Source organism: Aquitalea palustris (genome assembly GCF_003693445.1).
GTDB classification, from domain to species: Bacteria; Pseudomonadota; Gammaproteobacteria; order Burkholderiales; family Chromobacteriaceae; genus Aquitalea; species Aquitalea palustris.
Window position 1 is genome coordinate 1 of the sequence record NZ_RFAR01000019.1, and the last position, 14,333, is coordinate 14,333.

The following is a 14,333-nucleotide window of genomic DNA, read 5'->3' on the forward strand; positions in this document are numbered from 1 at the left end:
GGTTGCCGGTGTTGGTTGCCGCCGACCGGTTGCCGGTGACCAAAGTCTGTTCAATAGAGTGGTCAATCTTGGCCATCACCCACTCAACTGCGCGAGACAGCAGGCCCGGCAAGCCGATTTCAGCCTCGACAGTCAGCACTGCGCTAGCGATTTTGGTGTCGCTGCTATTCGATTCACGACTGATCGCACCGGTGGCCTTCACCAGGGCGAAACGGCTATCTGCAGGCGGGTAATAGCTGAAAACATCAAGGGGCGCCTCGCAGGCGTGAAATCCCGATTCGCAGGCCTTGACCTTGCCTTCGTGCGTGTAGGTTTCGCCAACCGCATACTGAAAATCCCGGCAGCGCAGGTCTTTGTTAAAACCTTTGAATGCGGTCAGCACTTCGGTAGGCGCCGGGGCGGCAGCCTTGCTGGTGCGTTTCTTGGTGGTCGCCATCGCTTAGGCCTCCAGGGCGGCTTTAGCTGCGTCGATGATGTCGGCGAAGCGCGACGGGTCCAGATCCGGCAACTTGCTTACGCCGAATTTATTCAGGATTGCCACAGCTGCATCGCGGCCCTTGCCCTTGGACAGCGCAACGATCGCTTCGCTGGCATCCTTGTACGACGGCGGCGCAGGCTGCTCGGTGGCGGCAGCGGCCTTTTCCTCGACCTTTACCGCTTCGGTCTTCGGCTCGGCGACATTGGCAGCATCAACCTTTTCCGCCTTGGCCGACTTGCTCTCGCTCTTGGCCGGTGTGGCTTCGGTAGCAACAGCGGCTACCTGGGCGGCGGTGGTCGGGACGCCGGTCTTAATCGCTTCGATCAGTTCACGGATGGCAGAGGTGTTGGCCTCGATAACAGCTTCAAGTGACATGGTTCGCTCCTTACAAAAGCGTGGTCGTGAGTTCTGCCAGCTTCGTGAGACTGGCGGCGTGGTCTTGCAGGTTGTAAACGGTGGTGAGCTGAATCTCCGGTGCCTTGGCAAGCTCTTCCAGCTGTGCGGGCAGCTCCTCGTCCTCGCGCACCAGGTCGTAAAGAGCGCTGTGTGTGCGGAGCTTGTAGATCAGTTTTTCGCAATCGGTGATGTCGTTGCTGGCGAGGACAGACAGCAGTTCGGTCAGCCAGTTGGTGTCCTCGATACCGAGGTCCAGCAGCTTTTCCTCGATGGCGCTGAGCTGCTCGGCCTTATCCAGCAGCGGGGCAAAGCGTTCGATCAGCTCCAGCTCCATGTCGGTGCTGGTAAGCGGGTCGCGCAGCTGGTCGGCAGTGCGCAAAAGCTCGGTGTTGTTCAGGTTCTTGAGGTACATCTGAAGATCTCCTTGTAAAGCGATCTGGCCCAGGGCTCCGCTCTCTTGCTTCCAACAGCCACGATGTTCACGTTGAAAATCGAAGCCCTGGGCGAGGTCGCCTTACTTGCGGTTGTGGAGGGTCCAGACCCTGTCAGCGACAAGGAGGATGGCGTCGCAGCCGTGGGCTGCACGTACGATGATGTCCAGGCCGTTGCCTGTTACCCGGTACAGGCGACCGGGGCGAAGGGGGGTAGCTGTCATGCTTGTCACCACAACTTTGTTGTTGATGTGGTAAGACTAAGCCACAACAACATTGTAGTCAACAACAAAGTTGTATTTGTTGTTTCGTGGCACAACAAAAAACGCGCCTGAGGGCGCGTTTTGTAATCGGCAGTGGCTGTTATTACGGCATGCCGTCCAGATCATCTAAGTACTCGGAGAAAAGCGCCTTATCGGCCTCGCTCATCTCGGGGTAGAAATCATCCTGGGCGGCAAGGATGCAGGAGACGAGCTCGTCGACGGAACCAGCCTTAAGTAAAGAGACCCCAAAGAGTTGGCACTGCAACTCTAGCTCGCCAAAAACTCTATCGAACTTCGTCGCATCAACGTGGGTGGGGGCTACTACAGATGAGGCTAGCGCGATCAGCATGTACGCTCGGCGGTGCTCTCGGATCTCGTCCGCCCTCTTTATCGTAAGGATATTGAGCAACCTCTTAGTCCCTATGAGAGCCAACATATCGACACTCGTATAGCTGAAATAATCCACCACGAGGTTGTTAGAGACCAATCCCGCCCGGAAGGTGATAGGTCCTATTTTCATAGTCTTTTGCAACGAATCCGGGTCTATTGACGAACTATCTCTGAGTTTCCTGAAGATGGCTTGCGTCTCTAGTGCTCGAAGGGCATAGCTATTTGTGCTGCGGCTACCGGTTTGAACTAACGTGCTGTCGAACGCATGAGTCTGCCCCGTTGGTGGGTACACGGAGGGACGCGATGGTAGGACGTCCAAATCCCTTTGAAAGGCTGTCCCATCAAGAGCACCATCTCGAAGTGCAGCGCTAAGTCGAGCATCTGGTCCTAAGACTTGAATAACTAGCTCTCGACTTCGTTTCGGGATTGTGTTCCTACTACACCACTGACTAATTGCCTGCTGGCTAATGCCCAGCTTTTCACCAAAATCTTTTTGGGTCATCCCGAGAGCGCGCAGGTCATCATCCAGCATGCTACGTACGGTTGCGGTCATGCGATTCTCAATTGCTAACGTTAATTCTGAACAAACTATACAACATTATTGTTGTACAGCTTAGTCTTACTTGCGTAAATGCGCATTGCACACTACACCGACATAACCACCAAATTGTTGTTGTATTTTGTTGTTATGTTGTAGCATGTTGTGATTCCTGACCACAAAGGAGGCGCAACATGACGCCAACGAGCACGGGGGTCCGCCTTGCAATCGACGCAGCGGGCTCCCAAAGCGCTTTAGGTACGGCCCTCGGCGTATCCCAGCAAAGAGTTTCCCGCTGGCTTCAACTGGGCTACGTCCCCCTTAAACGCGCGATCGAGATTGAAGCCCTCTACGGCATCCCTCGTCGCCGACTCATCAACCCCCGCATCCTTGACCTGGTCGACCTCAAAGGGGCCGACCTATGACGCGATTCTTTCAACAGCAAGGCCGTGCACTGCTGGCCAACGGCTACCTTATCGTCCCCATCACGCCGGGCCATAAGCGCCCTGCGCTTCCCAACTGGCAGCATTCCCGCCTGGGGGCTACTGACCTCAGCAACTACCCCGACCATGGCGTCGGTATCCTTTGCGGCCAGGGCGCCAACCCTATCTGCGCCATCGACATCGACACGACCGACCCTGAGCTGGCCCAGCGCTTCACTACCTGGTGCCAGGACAACATTGGCCCTACCTGCGAGCGCATCGGCAACGCGCCCAAGATTCTGCTGGCCTACCGGGCAGCGGATGACGGTTGGAGCAAGGCAGCCAGTGCTTGGTTCGAAGATGAGTTCGAGGATCGCCACCGGGTCGAGATCCTGGGCCGGGGCCAACAGTTCGTGGTCTATCACATTCACCCCGACACCCAGCAGCCCTACGAGTGGGTCGATCTGTTCGGTGGCCTCGAGTACATGCGGGCAGACTCCCTGCCCATCGTGACGCAAGCGCAGATCACCCAGGCATTGGCCGTGTTCGAGCAGATGGCGGCAGAAGCCGGCATGCACCAGGTGAAGGGCGGCGCGTCTACGTTCCAGTCGACAACGGCTGACGATGACCCGCTGATGTCGTTTGAACCGGCCGTGGGCATCGCCCTGTCCGAGGTGAAGAAGGCGCTGAGCTATATCAACTGCCACGATTACGACACCTGGTTGCGCGCCGGCATGGCCCTGCACCACGAGTACGGTGCCGACATCGCAGCACTGGATGCTTGGGACGAATGGAGCGCAACCGCACCGAATTACCAGGGGCGTGAGGACCTTGAGAAGCGCTGGGCCTCCTTTGGCCAGTCTGGTCGTTCGCCGGCGACGGTGCGCTGGATCCTCAAGGCCGGCAAGCAGGCCCTGCGCGTGGTGCTGCGGACGGAAAAGCGCCAGGGTATGGACGAGCTCAAGCTGCTGATCGATCGTTGCGACGACGGCATGGTGCTGCTGGACGAAGTTGCGGCCATCGCACGCCAGGTAATAAGCGAAACACCGGAGCTGCGGCCAGAGGTTGTGGCCGCCATGCGCAGCCGGTACCGCCAGGTCACTGGCGTGGCGCTCCCTGCGGCCGATCTGACCCGCGCCCTGCGCGAACCTACCCCACCGACTGTGAAGGCGCGCCGGCCGCTGACCGAGTTCGGCAACGCTGAGCGCATGCTCGACAAGTATGGCCAAGGGCTGATGTACGTGCCTGAGCTGGCTGCCTGGCACTGCTGGACCGGCGTGTATTGGCGCCGGGCGCTGGACGTCGAGGTCGAGCACATGGCCAAAGAGACGGTGAAAGCGCTGGTGCAGGAAATTGAAGACCATCCGGAGCCTGCCGAGTTCTTCAAGTTTTGTGCCGTCAGCCAGCAGGCCAAGATGGTGCGCAATATGGTGACACTGGCCCAGTCCGACCCGCGCGTAAACGTGCCGGCCCGCGAGCTGGACAAGCATGCTCACCTGCTGGGCGTGGCCAATGGCGTAGTAGACCTGCGCACCGGAGAATTGCTTGAGCCTGATCCTGATCTGCGCATCACCAAGGTAGCCGGGTGCAACTTCGACCCCGCTGCTACTTGCCCGCTGTTCCAGCGTACGGTGGCGGAGGTGTTTAACGATGACTTGGACATGGTGTCGTTTTTCCAGCGGTTGGTTGGCTACGCCGCCATGGGCCAGCCAACCCAGGACGTGATGGTCATCCCTCACGGTAATGGCAGTAACGGCAAGTCCACCGTGCTGGGGGCCATCCGTATGGCTTTTGGCGACTACGCCCGGTCAGCGGACGCCAACACTTTCGTCAGCGATGGTCGCGGCGGCAATGCCGGTGGTGCCCGTGAGGATCTGCTGCGCCTGAAGGGTGCGCGGTTCGTCTACGTGAATGAGCCGGACGAGAACAGCGAGCTGCGCGAGGGGTCGGTCAAGGCCATGACCGGCGGCGATGCCATCACGGCGCGCGGCCTCTACAGTCGGGATACGGTGGAGATCATGCCCAGCTGGGTAGTGTTCATGCCGACCAACCACAAGCCCATTGTGAAGGGCTCCGACAACGGCATATGGCGTCGCCTGATGCTGCTTCCGTTCACCCGTAATTTCGAGTCAGACCCCACCATCAAGAAGGACCCAGAGCGCGAAGCGAAACTTACAGCGGAGCGTGAAGGCATTCTGGCGTGGGTCGTGCAGGGTGCGTTGGCATTCCAGCGCGATGGTTTGGCCACAGTGGGGGCTGTTCGCGAGGCCGGTGAATCCTACCGTAGTCAGATGGATATCCTGTCCGAATGGCTGGAAGAGTGTTGCGAGGTTGACCCCCTTTTTCGCGAAGAGTCGTCGGCACTGTGGCGCTCGTGGGAGCAATACGCAAAAAGTCGCGGATTGCTGATGTATGTGAAAAACAGCGTATCACTTGGCCGCAGGTTGGATGCGCGTTTTCCTGCGCTCAAGCTTCCTGGGGGTAAGCGAATGCGCGCAGGTTTGCGTATTCGGGCTGATTTTGATGACTTGGTGTAGTTGTTTGGGCGGGTTGGGCGGGTTGAGTGAGTTTTTAATAAAACCCTATATACATGTGTAGAGAGTTTAGGAAAAAAGGGCGCAACCCGCCCAACCCGCCCAACCCGCCCAACGTGAAATTTTTACTTGTTAGGCTTCTTAACCCAATCAATTACGGGAGTTAGCGCAAAAAACAAAGTTGTTGCTGCCGCGACCATAAAAACCAATGACGCCAAACCCAAATCGTATTCGACGTGGTGTTTAATAGCACCTATAGCAAAAAGCGGGACAGTAATTATCAATAGTATTTTTCGCTCTGGAGAGTTCGGCAAACAAAAATCTTTTATCAGCCTCACAAGGTGGACGTCTCCGTATTTACTTTTCAAGGCACGCTGATTGAGCCAGCAGCTAAACCCAGCAAGGATAACCAACGGTACTGCTGGCATTGCTTGATTGGTGACTATAAATATTGCGGACACGGCGCATACAACCCATGCAAGCATATTCACCGCACTGGCCCAATGGCCGATCTGTATATTCTCTTTTTCTTGAGCGAAAAAATAAAGAAAAGCAGGCAATGCGATTAAAGCAGATCCGAGCAACTCTCCCGCAAACCTGGCAGCCTCGAAATAATGGACCTCACCATCGACGGAATTGATCAGTACCCCGATGGACAGAATAATCATTGCAGAACTTAAGAAGTTAGCTATTTTACGCATGCCGATTACCCACCTTTCATAAACCATATTAGCAAAATTTTACGTGTTCGAGGAGTGCACCATGAGCTTCAGGAATTTTGGGCAAGACCACTGGAAGGCGAAGTTGACCGACCACGAGGTCGAGCTGATGCGCTTGCTGCACGAGCGTGACGGCATTGGCTATCGGCGATTGGCTACCATGTTCGACGTCAGCCGCGACTACGTGGTGAGGATTTGCAAGTACCGCACCCGCTGAGGGTGTACAAGCGCTGAATCAGTCGTTCCAGACTGTTCAGCATGAAACTAACCCCTGAAAAGCTGACCGCATTTTGCGCAGCCCTTGCCGAGACTGCTCAGGTATCCAAAGCCTGCGCAGCTGTGGGCATTTCACGAGTTACCGCCTACGCCTGGCGCAAAGAGCTGCCTGAGTTTCGCGACGCCTGGGACCATGCGCTGAAGGTCGGCGTGAGCGTCCTGGAAGACGAAGCGATTCGCCGCGCCGTGGAAGGCGTAGACGATCCGCTGGTGCACCAAGGCCAGTTCACCCCCCTCTTCGACCCCGTGCTGGATCCTGACGGCAGCCACGCCCTGGACGAGAAAGGCTCGCCGCGCTACCAGCAGCGCCTCGACGCCAATGGCAATCCGATGGTGGCCACGGTGAAGAAATACAGCGACACGCTGCTGATTTTCACCCTCAAGGCCCACGCCCCTGAGAAGTACCGCGATAACACCAGCATCGAGCTGACTGGCAAGGGCGGTGGCCCTGTGCAGCTTGATGACGGCGCGGCGGCTGCCCGCCTTGCTGCATTGATCGCACGGGCAGCCGCCCGCAAGCAAGCCCAAGCCAACGGTGATGACGATGACGTCTCCGACCTCATCTGAAATCGAGGAGCTGCTGCGCTTCCTGACGCCAGAAGAACGGGCGGAGGTCGAGGGCCTGCTCGCTACTGACACAACGATATGGTCGCCCCTGCCCGGCCCACAAACCCTTGCCTACTTCACCCAGGCAGATATCACTGGCTTTGGTGGTGCTGCTGGTGGCGGCAAGACTGACCTGGCTTGCGGCCTTGCGCTTACAGAGCACGAGGTCACGGCCATCTTCCGTGAGAACGGCACCGAGCTGACCGGCGTGACTGACCGTCTGCGCACGCTGGTGCCGGGCATTACCTTCGACCGTCTGAACGTTGCCCGCTTCACCACGCCAGACGGCAAGCGGCGTCAGGTAGAGCTAGGCTCATTCCCCAACCCGAACGACGAAACCAAGTACCAGGGGCGACCTCACGACCTGATCATCTACGACGAGGCCGCCAACATGCGGGAAAGCGCCGTGCGCTTCCTGATGGGCTGGAACCGGAATGCGCAGAACCCGAACCAGCGCTGCCGCGTCCTGATGTGCTTCAACCCGCCGACCACTGCCGAAGGGCGTTGGATCACCAAGTACTTTGGCCCTTGGCTCGACAAGAAGCACCCCAACCCGGCCAAGCCCGGCGAGTTGCGTTGGTTTGCTGTTGACCCGGCAACCGGTGACGATATCGAGGTGCCGGACGGCAGACAGTTCGTGTTTGTTGACGGCGAACGCGTCTATGACTTCAACCCCGCGGCTTTCAACTCAACCGACATCGTGGTACCGAAGTCGCGGACGTTCATCCCCTCGCGTGTCACCGACAACCCCTACCTGGCCGGCACTGGCTACATCGCCACCCTGCAATCGCTGCCCGAGCCCCTGCGCTCGCAAATGCTCAATGGTGACTTCTCCGCAGGTATTGAGGATGACCCTTGGCAGGTGATCCCGACCGCGTGGGTCGAGGCCGCGCAGGCACGCTGGCAAGACCTGTACCCGAAACCGGAGATGGACAGCACTGGCGTGGACGTTGCCCGTGGCGGCAAGGACAACACTGTCATTGCCCGTCGCCATGGCATGTGGTTTGACCGGGCCTTGGCATACCCCGGCGCGCAGACCCCAGACGGCCCGACAGTGGCCGGCCTGGCCATCGCTGCAGCCCGTAACGGTGCGCCCATCCACATCGACATCATCGGCGTGGGCGCCAGCCCATACGATTACCTGAACACGGCGCGGCAACACGTCATCGGCGTCAACGTTGCGGAGAAGGCAACCAGCACAGACCGCAGCGGCCGGCTGCAATTTGCCAATCAGCGCAGTCAGTACTGGTGGCAATTCCGCGAAGCCCTGGACCCGGCCAACAACACGGGCATCGCCTTGCCGCCAGATCCGCAGCTGCTGGCTGACCTGACCGCGCCCAAGTGGGAGCTGCGCGGCAGCACCATCCAGGTCGAGTCCCGCGACGCCATCGTCAAGCGGATTGGCCGATCCCCTGACTGGGCCAGCGCGTTCATCCTCGCCCTGATCGACACGCCCAAGATGCAGGTTGCACGCGCCATTGGGTACGGCGGTGTACAAGGCGGAAGCCTGTCGACCTACGATCCCTACGCAAACATGTAAGGACCACACCATGGCCATCACCATCCGCCCACTGACCAATCTCGCCGGCCACATCGCCGCCAACATGGCGCTGGGCCAGCAGCATTACGACGAGATCGCGCTCAACAAGAGCGTGATGGTGTTCGCCCCTGACCTGGAACGTTACCAAGCGCTGGAAGAGCAAGGCCTGTTGGTTTGCCTGGGTGCTTACGACGGTGATGCGCTGATTGGTTACAGCGTGAATATCGTGACCAATCACCTGCACTACCGCGATCTGCTGTGCGGCCATAACGACATGATCTTCCTGGCCAAGCCTTACCGAAACGGCAAGGTCGGTCTGCAGTTGATCGATGCCACCCGGGCCGCGTGCAAAGAGCGCGGCGTCCAGTTCATGACCTGGCACGCCAAAGAGAACACTGCGCTGGCGGCATTGCTGCCGCGCCTTGGCTGCAGGGTGCAAGACATCCTGTTCAGCGAGGAGCTGTAAATGGGTTGGTCCGCCGCAGCCATGGTTGCTGCCACCGTGTACAGCGCGTCGCAATCCAAGGCGCCGACGATCACCGCGCCGTCAGCGGCGGAAGCCGTACCGGCCTCTCAGGCGGCTAGCACACCGACCGCAGAGTCAGTGCAGTCCGGCATCAACACCAGCGCGAATGGTGGTGCAGGCAGTGCGCCCAGCGCAGCCAGCACGATGCTGACCGGTGCCGGTGGCGTCGATCCCAATTCACTGAACTTGCAAAAGAACACTCTGCTGGGGAGCTGACATGGCAGACGGTGAAGGTGGTGACAACGGCAACGACTCGGGCAACGACAGCGGCCGTGGCCTTGGGAAAGCGGCCGCATCAGGCATGGGCGATGCCGATGGTGAAGGCATTGGTGGCGGCTGGGGCGGCGCGAATACCGGTAGCAACGCAGCCACTGCGGCAGCCAACTACGCCATGGGTCTCAATGCGGACAACACTCCGCAGTCCTTGGCTGACAGGATCAAGAACGTTTTCAGTTCGATTGCGGCCAGCGTCGACCCAGGTTCAATGGCTTCGGGCAAGATCGGCTCGTTCTTTGGCGGCCTACTTGGCGGCCCGATTGGTTCACTGTTCGGCGGCCTGGCTGCAACAGCCGGCTACAGCGCCAGTCAGGACCCAACAACAAACAGCGGTTGGGTGGCGAACGAGTTGGGAGAAACCAGCTACCAGCAGAGTACTGATTTTTCTGACGTGCACTCAGTACAGGCTCAGGGCGGCAACGGATCCGAGATTATTGGCCTAGCTTCCGCGCAACCCGCCAGCAACTCGCTGGCATTGGGCAGCACCTCGCTGTCTCAGTCGTCCAGCAGCGCCAACAACGGTATCAGTGCGCAAGCGGCAGGTACGGGAGGCGGTGGCAGCCTGAGCGTAGCCAACTCGCTGCTGGCGCAGGCCGGGGGCATTTCAACGAACACATCCTCATCCACTCTCGGGGGCTAAACCATGGCTGATTCCATTACCGGGAAAACATTTGGTCGCTTGACTGTATTGGCTCACGACCACACGACCAATGGGCGGACGTATTGGCAATGCCGGTGCACCTGCGGCAGCGAGAAGATCGTCCAACGCGCGCATCTGGTCACGGGATCTACCGTGTCGTGCGGCTGCATCCGCAGAGAGCGTATGCAGTCAGGCGAGGTGCAGAAGCTATCGCGCCGCAATCGTACTCACGGCATGGCTCATTCCCGCGAGTACAAATCATGGGAAAAGATGCGAGAGCGTTGTAGCAACAGCAACACCAAAGCGTGGCAGTGGTACGGGGGCAAGGGCATCCGTGTATGCCAACCGTGGCAGGATAGCTTCGAGGCGTTCTATCGCGACATGGGCCCTCGCCCGGAAGGCTGCGAAATCGACCGCATCGACCCGTCCGGAAACTATGAGCCGCTTAACTGCCGCTGGCTGCCGAGACTGGAAAACGGCTTGCGTGCGTTCAGGAAGGACAAGGTGAGCGCCAATGGCTGAGCTGACACCACGCCAGCAAATAACCAGTCGGTGGGGTGTGCTTAAGAGCGAGAGGGCCACATGGTGGGCGCATTGGGCCGAGATCACTGCGTACCTGTCCCCGCGCCAAGGGCGCTATTTCATCACCGACCGCGACCGCGGCGGCAAGCGCCACGGCAATATCTACGACAACACCGGCCTGCGTGCATTGAGCGTACTGGCAGCCGGCCTGATGGGAGGCCTGACCAGCCCTGCCCGCCCCTGGTTCGCCTTGGCCACGACCGACCGCGACATGAACAAGCAGCCCGCGGTCAAGCAGTGGCTGAACGACTGCACGCAGCTGATGCTGACCGTCTTCCAGAAGTCCAACACCTACCGTGCCCTGCACTCGGTTTACCGCGAGCTGGGCGCGTTCGGCACCGGCGCGTTCATCATCGCCCCGGATGCTACCAACGTCATCCATTGCCACCCGATCACTATCGGCGAATACGCCATCGCGACCAACTTCCAAGGGCGCGTCGATACGCTTTACCGCGAATTCCAGCTGACTGTCGGCCAGCTGGTGAAGGAATTCGGCATCGATAACGTGTCCCCTGGTACGCGCAACATGTATGAGCGCGGCACGCTTGATTCATGGGTGACCGTCCTGCACGCCATCGAGCCGCGCTCTGACCGCGACCCGTCCAAACTGGACGCAATGAACATGGCCTGGCGCGACATCTACCTTGAGCAAGGCAATGCAGAAGGCAAGTTCCTGCGGGAGTCCGGCTTCGAGCGTTTCCCGGCGGTGTGCCCCCGCTGGGATGTCGCCGGCGGTGACATTTATGGGAACAGCCCCGGCATGGAAGCTTTGGGTGACGTGAAGCAGCTCCAGCACCAGCAACTGCGCAAAGCCCAAGCGATCGACTATCAGGTCAACCCGCCGCTGCAAGTCCCAACGTCCATGAAGAACCGCGACATTGAGCGCCTGCCGGGCGGCATCACCTTCGTCGACGCAGCGGGTGGCGGCAAGGCCGTGCAGTCAGCCTTTGAGGTGAATCTCAATCTGCAGTACCTGCTGACCGACATTCAAGACGTGCGCCAGCGCATCAACCAGTCCTTCTTCCTGGACCTGTTCATGATGATCAGCCAGGACAACGCGGCCACCACGCGCATGACCGCGACAGAGGTGGCCGAACGCCACGAAGAGAAAATGTTGATGCTCGGCCCAGTGCTCGAGCGCTTGCAGGACGAGCTGCTGACTCCGCTGATCAAGTCGACCTTCCACGAGATGGTGGACCGTCGCATCTTGCCCCCGCCCCCGCCTGAGATGCAGGGCGTGCAGCTATCCGTCGAACTGGTCTCCATGCTGGCGCAGGCCCAGCGCGCTGTCGTAACCAACGGCATCGACCGCTTCAGCGCTGCACTCGGCCAGGTTGCACAGTTCAAGCCCGAAGTGCTCGACAAGTTCGACGCCGACAAGTGGGCCGATGAGTACAGCGACGCCCTCGGCGTCAATCCGGATCTGATCGTGTCGGAAGACCAAGTACAGCAGATCCGCCAGCAACGCGCCCAGCAGCAAGCCCAAGCTGCCAAGGCTCAACAGCAACTGGTGCAATCCCAAGTGGCCAAAAACCTTGGCCAGACCCCGACAACCGGCGGCAATGCTGCCAGCGATGTCCTCGGCTTATACAGCCAGGGCCTCAGCTCGACCCCTGGAGGCTAAGCCATGTTCAGTAGCAAATATCCGTTCTTGGATACCTCGAACGACCTCACCCCGATCAACGACATGCAGGTTGTTACGCCCAACGATGGGGCTGACCTGCCGAACGGTCCCTGCCGCGCACTCATTTTCACCGGCAGTGGGACCGTGAAGCTCACCACTCCGTTGGGCACCACCGTCACGCTGACCATCTCATCCAGCTGGTTCGGGGTGACCTATATCCGCGCCCAGCGCATCTGGGCAACCGGCACCACGATTGCTGCCGGCAACATCGTTGCTTGCTACTGAGGAGACACCCATGTCCGGCTACACCACCGAACCATCCAACCATCTGTTCGATACCAATACCGCTGCCGGTCAAGGGCGCTTGAAAGGCGTCGTTGATGCATACGGTGCCGAAGATTACGTCCCGGTCCACGTTATGGACGTGCCGGGTGGCGTGGGTAACGTTGTGGGCTTGCGGATGACCAAGAGTGGCGTCACCGTACCCTTCCCCGGTACGGATGCTTCTGTACAGGATATCAGCGTCGCCAATGGTGGCACCGCTACCAACGCCCCCACCATCAACTACTCCTCCGGCCGCTTCACTGCACTCGCCGGCGCAACCCAGTTGGTGATCAGCAACAGCCAGGTGACCGCTTTGACCAAGGCTTTCGCTAACCTGTCCAGCAATGATTCCACCGGCTGGATCAAGAACGTGGTGCCGGGTGCCGGTACCATCACCATCAACCTTGGCGCAGCGTTGACAGCCAACGCCAATATTGATTTCCATCTGACTGCATAAGGAAAAACGGCATGGCACTCGTAGACATGAAACAAGGTGACGGCGATCACGCCATGCCGACCAACCCCTACGGCTATGGCTTGCGTATCTGCCTCAGCGAGGACCAGGTAGAGGCGCTGGGACTGCAACACAATCCCCCCAGCGCCGGCGCCACCGTCGGGCTTCGCGCTTTAGCAACCGTGGTAACTGTCACGCAGGACGCCGACGTGGACGGCGATAGCGACGGAATTGACGTCACCCTAGCCTTGCAGATCACGTCTCTGGAGATCACGCCAGAGGGCGGACAGTCCTCCAGCAACAGCGCATCCATGCTGTATGGCGACTGACGGTGTACAAGCCGTTTTTGCGTCCGTCCACAATCTTCCCATGGACCCACTTGATACTGTTGAGATCGAAAATGAAGCAGCGCGACGCGCAGACGCGGCCGCCCTTGCAGCACGTACCGAGATCGACGACGTCAAGTGGTTGATGGCGAACAAACGGGGTCGGCGCATTGCAAACCGCCTTCTGCAGCAAGCCGGTGTTTTCCGCTTGTCGTTTAGCACTAACGCCCTGCAGATGTCATTCAACGAAGGCAACCGCAACAGCGGATTGCGCTTCTTGGCGATGCTCACCGAACACTGCCCCGAGCGTTACGCGGAAATGCTCAAGGAAGCGAACCAGTGACCACTGAAACCGCAGCGACCGATACCGGGACCACACAAGACACCGGCGCGTCGACCACGACTGAAGCAACCACCGCACCGGCTGAAGGCACCGTGCTAACCGGCACGGACGCCCAGACCAGCCAAACCGCAGAAACTCCGGCAGAGAGCACCAGCGAGGCAACCACCAAGGCGGATGACAAGCCTGCGCTCAAGGCCCCGGAAAAGTACGAATTCAAAGCCCAGGAGGGCAAAGAGCTCTCCCCTGTTGTCCTTGCCGAATTTGAAAAGATCGCCCGCGAGCTGGATCTGAGCCAAGAGGGTGCGCAGAAAATGCTGGACAGCGTAGCCCCGCAGATCGAGGCCGCTCAGCAAGCCGCACACCAGCAAATGGTTAACGACTGGGCGGACAAAGCTAAAACCGACAAGGAGTTCGGCGGCGACAAGCTGCAGGAAAACCTTGCCATCGCCAAGAAAGCACTGGAGGCCTTTGGCACTCCGGAGCTTACCGAAGTACTGAACAAAACCGGCCTTGGTAACCACCCGGAAGTAATCCGGGCCTTTTACCGTGCCGGGCAAAAAATCAGCTCTGCGCCCTTCGTTCCGGCCGGCAAGCCTGCTGGTACTGAGCAAAGCGCAAGCAACAAGCTTTACCCCAGCAAGTAAT

The 14,333-nt window shown here is 59.2% G+C and carries 21 protein-coding genes and 1 pseudogene; 16 read left to right on the plus strand and 6 right to left on the minus strand.

Annotated features, from left to right (window positions below; all coding sequences use genetic code 11):
- The 3 genes from EAY64_RS05445 to EAY64_RS05455 form a co-directional block, all read right to left on the minus strand.
- On the minus strand, positions 1-436 hold a 436-nt coding region (locus tag EAY64_RS05445), incomplete at its 3' end, for a DUF7666 domain-containing protein (RefSeq protein ID WP_199734391.1).
- A 3-nt stretch (positions 437-439) separates the two neighbouring features.
- Positions 440-853, minus strand: a complete 414-nt coding sequence (locus tag EAY64_RS05450) for a hypothetical protein (protein ID WP_103523773.1) — start codon at positions 851-853, stop codon at positions 440-442.
- 10 nt (positions 854-863) lie between these two features.
- Positions 864-1,286, minus strand: a complete 423-nt coding sequence (locus EAY64_RS05455) for a hypothetical protein (protein WP_103523774.1) — start codon at positions 1,284-1,286, stop codon at positions 864-866.
- Positions 1,287-1,349: 63 nt separating this feature from the next.
- Between EAY64_RS05455 and EAY64_RS05460 the strand changes: the two genes are divergently transcribed.
- The gene (locus EAY64_RS05460) at positions 1,350-1,640 is read left to right on the plus strand and encodes a hypothetical protein (RefSeq protein ID WP_103523775.1); all 291 of its coding nucleotides are present in this window, start codon (positions 1,350-1,352) and stop codon (positions 1,638-1,640) included.
- Positions 1,641-1,671: 31 nt separating this feature from the next.
- Here EAY64_RS05460 and EAY64_RS20565 read toward each other — a convergent pair whose 3' ends face one another.
- Both EAY64_RS20565 and EAY64_RS20865 read right to left on the minus strand, forming a co-directional pair.
- Positions 1,672-2,088, minus strand: coding sequence for a hypothetical protein (locus EAY64_RS20565; protein ID WP_226034156.1), 417 nt, complete (start codon positions 2,086-2,088; stop codon positions 1,672-1,674).
- Between the two features lie 303 nt (positions 2,089-2,391).
- Positions 2,392-2,511: pseudogene (locus EAY64_RS20865) on the minus strand (helix-turn-helix domain-containing protein); the annotation flags it as partial.
- 179 nt (positions 2,512-2,690) lie between these two features.
- Here EAY64_RS20865 and EAY64_RS05470 point away from each other — a divergent pair.
- Together EAY64_RS05470 and EAY64_RS05475 are read left to right on the plus strand one after the other, a co-directional pair.
- Positions 2,691-2,921, plus strand: coding sequence for a YdaS family helix-turn-helix protein (locus EAY64_RS05470; RefSeq protein WP_103523777.1), 231 nt, complete (start codon positions 2,691-2,693; stop codon positions 2,919-2,921).
- Positions 2,918-5,455, plus strand: coding sequence for a phage/plasmid primase, P4 family (locus EAY64_RS05475; RefSeq protein WP_103523778.1), 2,538 nt, complete (start codon positions 2,918-2,920; stop codon positions 5,453-5,455). The genes EAY64_RS05470 and EAY64_RS05475 overlap by 4 nt, the downstream gene beginning before the upstream one ends.
- Positions 5,456-5,577: 122 nt before the next feature.
- Here EAY64_RS05475 and EAY64_RS05480 read toward each other — a convergent pair whose 3' ends face one another.
- Positions 5,578-6,153: a hypothetical protein gene (locus tag EAY64_RS05480; protein ID WP_113023951.1), complete on the minus strand. Its 576-nt coding sequence runs from the start codon at positions 6,151-6,153 to the stop codon at positions 5,578-5,580.
- Between the two features lie 61 nt (positions 6,154-6,214).
- Between EAY64_RS05480 and EAY64_RS20500 the strand changes: the two genes are divergently transcribed.
- The 13 genes from EAY64_RS20500 to EAY64_RS05540 are packed head-to-tail and all read left to right on the plus strand — an operon-like array spanning position 6,215 to position 14,332.
- Positions 6,215-6,388 carry a hypothetical protein gene (locus EAY64_RS20500; protein WP_199105721.1) on the plus strand — a complete coding sequence of 58 codons (174 nt, stop codon included), beginning with the start codon at positions 6,215-6,217 and terminating at the stop codon, positions 6,386-6,388.
- Positions 6,389-6,429: 41 nt separating this feature from the next.
- Positions 6,430-7,014, plus strand: coding sequence for a terminase small subunit-like protein (locus EAY64_RS05485; protein ID WP_199734392.1), 585 nt, complete (start codon positions 6,430-6,432; stop codon positions 7,012-7,014).
- Positions 6,992-8,593: a terminase gene (locus EAY64_RS05490; protein ID WP_103523781.1), complete on the plus strand. Its 1,602-nt coding sequence runs from the start codon at positions 6,992-6,994 to the stop codon at positions 8,591-8,593. Before EAY64_RS05485 ends, EAY64_RS05490 begins: the two co-directional genes overlap by 23 nt.
- A 10-nt stretch (positions 8,594-8,603) precedes the next feature.
- Positions 8,604-9,059, plus strand: a complete 456-nt coding sequence (locus EAY64_RS05495) for a GNAT family N-acetyltransferase (protein WP_103523782.1) — start codon at positions 8,604-8,606, stop codon at positions 9,057-9,059.
- Positions 9,060-9,335 (plus strand): hypothetical protein, encoded by a 276-nt coding sequence (locus EAY64_RS05500; protein WP_103523783.1) that lies wholly within the window; start codon positions 9,060-9,062, stop codon positions 9,333-9,335. It abuts the gene before it with no gap.
- Position 9,336: 1 nt separating this feature from the next.
- On the plus strand, positions 9,337-10,035 hold the full coding sequence (locus EAY64_RS05505) for a hypothetical protein (protein ID WP_103523784.1): 699 nt from the start codon (positions 9,337-9,339) through the stop codon (positions 10,033-10,035).
- A 3-nt stretch (positions 10,036-10,038) separates the two neighbouring features.
- Positions 10,039-10,557, plus strand: coding sequence for a hypothetical protein (locus tag EAY64_RS05510; protein ID WP_147456183.1), 519 nt, complete (start codon positions 10,039-10,041; stop codon positions 10,555-10,557).
- Positions 10,550-12,241, plus strand: a complete 1,692-nt coding sequence (locus EAY64_RS05515) for a portal protein (protein WP_103523786.1) — start codon at positions 10,550-10,552, stop codon at positions 12,239-12,241. The genes EAY64_RS05510 and EAY64_RS05515 overlap by 8 nt, the downstream gene beginning before the upstream one ends.
- Before the next feature lie 3 nt (positions 12,242-12,244).
- Positions 12,245-12,526, plus strand: coding sequence for a spike base protein, RCAP_Rcc01079 family (locus tag EAY64_RS05520; RefSeq protein ID WP_103523787.1), 282 nt, complete (start codon positions 12,245-12,247; stop codon positions 12,524-12,526).
- A gap of 10 nt (positions 12,527-12,536) precedes the next feature.
- Entirely contained in the window at positions 12,537-13,022 is a 486-nt protein-coding gene (locus tag EAY64_RS05525) for a hypothetical protein (protein WP_103523788.1), read from the plus strand.
- An 11-nt stretch (positions 13,023-13,033) separates the two neighbouring features.
- On the plus strand, positions 13,034-13,348 hold the full coding sequence (gene gp10, locus EAY64_RS05530) for a capsid staple protein (protein WP_103523789.1): 315 nt from the start codon (positions 13,034-13,036) through the stop codon (positions 13,346-13,348).
- A 40-nt stretch (positions 13,349-13,388) separates the two neighbouring features.
- Entirely contained in the window at positions 13,389-13,688 is a 300-nt protein-coding gene (locus EAY64_RS05535; RefSeq protein WP_147456184.1) for a Bbp19 family protein, read from the plus strand.
- Positions 13,685-14,332: a protease gene (locus EAY64_RS05540; protein WP_103523791.1), complete on the plus strand. Its 648-nt coding sequence runs from the start codon at positions 13,685-13,687 to the stop codon at positions 14,330-14,332. The genes EAY64_RS05535 and EAY64_RS05540 overlap by 4 nt, the downstream gene beginning before the upstream one ends.
- Position 14,333: the final 1 nt, after the last annotated feature.

Bases quoted from the DNA above. Each gene is read 5' to 3' on its own strand.
- EAY64_RS05450 (WP_103523773.1), bottom strand. From the start codon at position 853: ATGTCACTTGAAGCTGTTATCGAGGCCAACACCTCTGCCATCCGTGAA.
- EAY64_RS05455 (WP_103523774.1), bottom strand. From the start codon at position 1,286: ATGTACCTCAAGAACCTGAACAACACCGAGCTTTTGCGCACTGCCGAC.
- EAY64_RS05460 (WP_103523775.1), top strand. From the start codon at position 1,350: ATGTTCACGTTGAAAATCGAAGCCCTGGGCGAGGTCGCCTTACTTGCG.
- EAY64_RS20565 (WP_226034156.1), bottom strand. From the start codon at position 2,088: ATGAAAATAGGACCTATCACCTTCCGGGCGGGATTGGTCTCTAACAAC.
- EAY64_RS05470 (WP_103523777.1), top strand. From the start codon at position 2,691: ATGACGCCAACGAGCACGGGGGTCCGCCTTGCAATCGACGCAGCGGGC.
- EAY64_RS05475 (WP_103523778.1), top strand. From the start codon at position 2,918: ATGACGCGATTCTTTCAACAGCAAGGCCGTGCACTGCTGGCCAACGGC.
- EAY64_RS05480 (WP_113023951.1), bottom strand. From the start codon at position 6,153: ATGCGTAAAATAGCTAACTTCTTAAGTTCTGCAATGATTATTCTGTCC.
- EAY64_RS20500 (WP_199105721.1), top strand. From the start codon at position 6,215: ATGAGCTTCAGGAATTTTGGGCAAGACCACTGGAAGGCGAAGTTGACC.
- EAY64_RS05485 (WP_199734392.1), top strand. From the start codon at position 6,430: ATGAAACTAACCCCTGAAAAGCTGACCGCATTTTGCGCAGCCCTTGCC.
- EAY64_RS05490 (WP_103523781.1), top strand. From the start codon at position 6,992: ATGACGTCTCCGACCTCATCTGAAATCGAGGAGCTGCTGCGCTTCCTG.
- EAY64_RS05495 (WP_103523782.1), top strand. From the start codon at position 8,604: ATGGCCATCACCATCCGCCCACTGACCAATCTCGCCGGCCACATCGCC.
- EAY64_RS05500 (WP_103523783.1), top strand. From the start codon at position 9,060: ATGGGTTGGTCCGCCGCAGCCATGGTTGCTGCCACCGTGTACAGCGCG.
- EAY64_RS05505 (WP_103523784.1), top strand. From the start codon at position 9,337: ATGGCAGACGGTGAAGGTGGTGACAACGGCAACGACTCGGGCAACGAC.
- EAY64_RS05510 (WP_147456183.1), top strand. From the start codon at position 10,039: ATGGCTGATTCCATTACCGGGAAAACATTTGGTCGCTTGACTGTATTG.
- EAY64_RS05515 (WP_103523786.1), top strand. From the start codon at position 10,550: ATGGCTGAGCTGACACCACGCCAGCAAATAACCAGTCGGTGGGGTGTG.
- EAY64_RS05520 (WP_103523787.1), top strand. From the start codon at position 12,245: ATGTTCAGTAGCAAATATCCGTTCTTGGATACCTCGAACGACCTCACC.
- EAY64_RS05525 (WP_103523788.1), top strand. From the start codon at position 12,537: ATGTCCGGCTACACCACCGAACCATCCAACCATCTGTTCGATACCAAT.
- gp10 (WP_103523789.1), top strand. From the start codon at position 13,034: ATGGCACTCGTAGACATGAAACAAGGTGACGGCGATCACGCCATGCCG.
- EAY64_RS05535 (WP_147456184.1), top strand. From the start codon at position 13,389: ATGGACCCACTTGATACTGTTGAGATCGAAAATGAAGCAGCGCGACGC.